Genomic DNA, 2,837 nt, shown 5'->3' with positions numbered 1-2,837 from the left:
CCGGCGCGCTGCGTCCGGTCGTGGTCCGGCCGGCGCCCGGACGCACCGTGACGAGGCGGCGCCGGTCACCGCGTCCCGTGACGGCGTCGACGCCGGGGACGGGACCAGGCCCGCGCGCGGCGCGAAGATCGCGGCGGCGGCCGTCAACCAGGCCAGCGTCTGGAACATCGCCAACCTGCTGACCATGCTCCGGCTGCTCCTGGTGCCGGCGTTCGTCATGCTGATGCTCGCCGAGGGCGGATACGACCCGGCGTGGCGGTCGTTCGCCTGGGCGGCCTTCGCCGTCGCCATGATCACCGACCTGTTCGACGGCCATCTGGCGCGCACGTACGACCTCGTCACCGATTTCGGGAAGATCGCCGACCCCATCGCCGACAAGGCGATCATGGGAGCGGCGCTGATCTGCCTCTCCTCGCTGGGCGATCTCCCGTGGTGGGTCACCGGGGTCATCCTCGGCCGGGAACTCGGCGTCACCCTGCTGCGTTTTCTGGTCATTCGCTACGGCGTGATCCCGGCCAGCCGAGGGGGCAAGCTCAAGACCCTCACCCAGGGCATCGCCGTCGGTATGTACGTACTGGCGCTGACGGGGTGGCTGGCCACGCTGCGGTGGTGGGTGATGGCCGCGGCGGTCGTGCTGACCGTGGCGACCGGACTCGACTATGTGAAACAGGCCATTGTGCTGCGCAGGCAGGGAATCGCCGAGCGCGAGGCGGCGTTGGAGGAGACGGAAGCGTGAGTTCCGAGGCCACCGAAGTGGTGCGACTACTCACCGTGAACGGCGGAACGCTCGCCGTCGCGGAGTCGCTGACCGGTGGTCTGGTGGCGGCGGAGATCACCTCTGTCCCCGGGGCGTCCAAGGTCTTCCGGGGCTCGGTGACGGCGTACGCCACCGAACTCAAGCGGGAACTGCTCGGTGTGGACGCCACCCTGCTGGCGGAGCGCGGAGCGGTGGATCCGCAGGTGGCGGCCCGGATGGCGGCCGGCGTCCGCGAGGCGCTGGGGGCCGACTGGGGCATTGCCACCACCGGCGTCGCCGGTCCGGACCCCCAGGACGGGCAGGCCGTCGGCACGGTTTTCGTGGCCGTGGACGGCCCCTCGGGAACGGGAACGGGTTCCGCCCGCGGCGGAAAAGTGGAGCATCTGCGGTTGAACGGCGACCGCGCGGAAATTCGTATGGAGAGTGTACGGAGCGTACTCGCACTGCTTCTGAGGGAGCTTGCGGGCGAACAGACCGGGAATGAGCGGGCACAGGATACGGAACGGAACGGGGGGTTTTGATGTTTGCAGCCCTGAGTGAACACGACATCGCTCCCCGCACGGCCGCGGCGCAAGGCGGTACGGTGGGGCGAGAAGGATGCGGCTACGCGGTCCGAGGAGGGAGCCACCGATGATTCTGCTCCGTCGCCTGCTGGGTGACGTGCTGCGTCGGCAGCGCCAACGCCAGGGCCGTACTCTGCGCGAAGTCTCCTCGTCCGCCCGAGTCTCACTCGGCTATCTCTCCGAGGTGGAGCGGGGGCAGAAGGAGGCTTCCTCCGAGCTGCTCTCCGCCATCTGCGACGCGCTGGACGTACGGATGTCCGAGCTCATGCGGGAAGTGAGCGACGAGCTCGCTCTCGCCGAACTGGCCCAGTCTGCTGCAGCGACCCCCAGCGAGCCCGTACCCACGCCGGTTCGTCCGATGCTGGGTTCCGTTTCGGTGACCGGTGTGCCACCGGAACGGGTGACCATCAAGGCGCCCGCCGAGGCGGTGGACGTCGTCGCCGCGTGAGCGTGGTGTTCCGCGCACGCACGGTGTGAAGCTGTGGGATGCCCCGGTAGGGGCCCTTCCGGGAGATCCGGAGGGGTGCCGCCGGGGTTTTCGCATGCCTGGACCCTCCTTCCGTGCGTTTGCCGGTGTGGCGTGCGGCGGCCATCGTTGAGGGACGAGGAGGGGGGCCTGCTACGGAGGTGCGGATGTACGTCGTGAAGAGCCCGTTGTCCGACGCGAACCTGAAGACCGTGTCCGAGGCGCTGCAGGGCGCCCTGGTCGACCTGGTGGACCTCGCCCTGGTGGCCAAGCAGATCCACTGGAACGTGGTCGGGCCACGCTTCCGTTCCGTACACCTCCAGCTCGACGAGGTCGTGACGCTGGCGCGCACCCACTCCGACACCGTGGCGGAGCGCGCCGCGGCACTGGGGGTCTCGCCCGACGGGCGTGCCGCGACGGTGGCCGTCGGCAGCGGCATCGGGGTGACACCCGAGGGCTGGGTCGACGACACGGCCGCGGTGGGCGCGCTCGTGGAGGCGCTGGGCGCGGTGATCGCCCGTATGCGGGAGCGGGTCACGGCGACCGCCGAACCGGACCCGGTGAGCCAGGACATCCTGATCGCGATCACCGCGGACCTGGAGAAGCAGCACTGGATGTTCCAGGCCGAGAACGGGTGACGTGACCTCCGGGGGCCGTGGGGCCCTCGTGGAGCGGCCCGGGGGTCGTCCGGATGCGCCCGTGTGCCCTTGGTGCGTCCTGTGCGCGGGGGCGAGCGGTCCCATGGCGTCGGCGCGGGGGTGGGGGCCGTGACGACGGGGCGGGTGGTGCGCCGGGGGGCCGCCCTGGGATTGGGGGCGCTGTGGTGGTGGGCGGTGGTGCGACTGCTGCTGGCGCCCGGCGCCGGGGTGATCGAAGGGGCGGTCGCGGCAGGCGGGTGGGGGCTCAGCCTGCTGCCGGTGCACTGCGTGCCCAAGGCACGGGCGGAGGGGGCGCTCGCGGAGGGGCGGTGGCGGCGGGCGTGGCGGATGAGCACCGTGCGTCGGTTCACCGACGGGGAGTGAACGGAGCCGGGCCCGGCTGGCAGGTGGGG

Annotated in this window: 5 protein-coding genes; all 5 read left to right on the top strand. The window is 71.2% G+C overall.

Annotation, left to right across the window (positions count from 1 at the left end):
* Positions 1 to 736: CDP-diacylglycerol--glycerol-3-phosphate 3-phosphatidyltransferase (pgsA, locus tag B7767_RS15115; RefSeq protein WP_256923442.1), on the top strand; the 736-nt coding region annotated here is incomplete at its 5' end.
* Positions 733 to 1,278 (top strand): CinA family protein, encoded by a 546-nt coding sequence (locus tag B7767_RS15110; protein WP_085572643.1) that lies wholly within the window; start codon positions 733 to 735, stop codon positions 1,276 to 1,278. The genes pgsA and B7767_RS15110, both read left to right, overlap by 4 nt.
* A gap of 109 nt (positions 1,279 to 1,387) precedes the next feature.
* Positions 1,388 to 1,768, top strand: a complete 381-nt coding sequence (locus B7767_RS15105; protein ID WP_003993396.1) for a helix-turn-helix domain-containing protein — start codon at positions 1,388 to 1,390, stop codon at positions 1,766 to 1,768.
* A gap of 185 nt (positions 1,769 to 1,953) precedes the next feature.
* A complete protein-coding gene (locus tag B7767_RS15100; RefSeq protein ID WP_085572642.1) occupies positions 1,954 to 2,424 on the top strand; it encodes a Dps family protein in 471 nt (156 codons plus the stop codon).
* A gap of 129 nt (positions 2,425 to 2,553) precedes the next feature.
* On the top strand, positions 2,554 to 2,808 hold the full coding sequence (locus B7767_RS15095; RefSeq protein ID WP_085572644.1) for a hypothetical protein: 255 nt from the start codon (positions 2,554 to 2,556) through the stop codon (positions 2,806 to 2,808).
* Positions 2,809 to 2,837 lie beyond the last annotated feature (29 nt).

This window comes from Streptomyces sp. 13-12-16 (assembly GCF_002114215.1).
GTDB lineage: Bacteria > Actinomycetota > Actinomycetes > Streptomycetales > Streptomycetaceae > Streptomyces.
The sequence above is the reverse complement of the archived record's forward strand: the minus strand, read 5'-3'. Positions and strand labels throughout refer to the sequence as shown.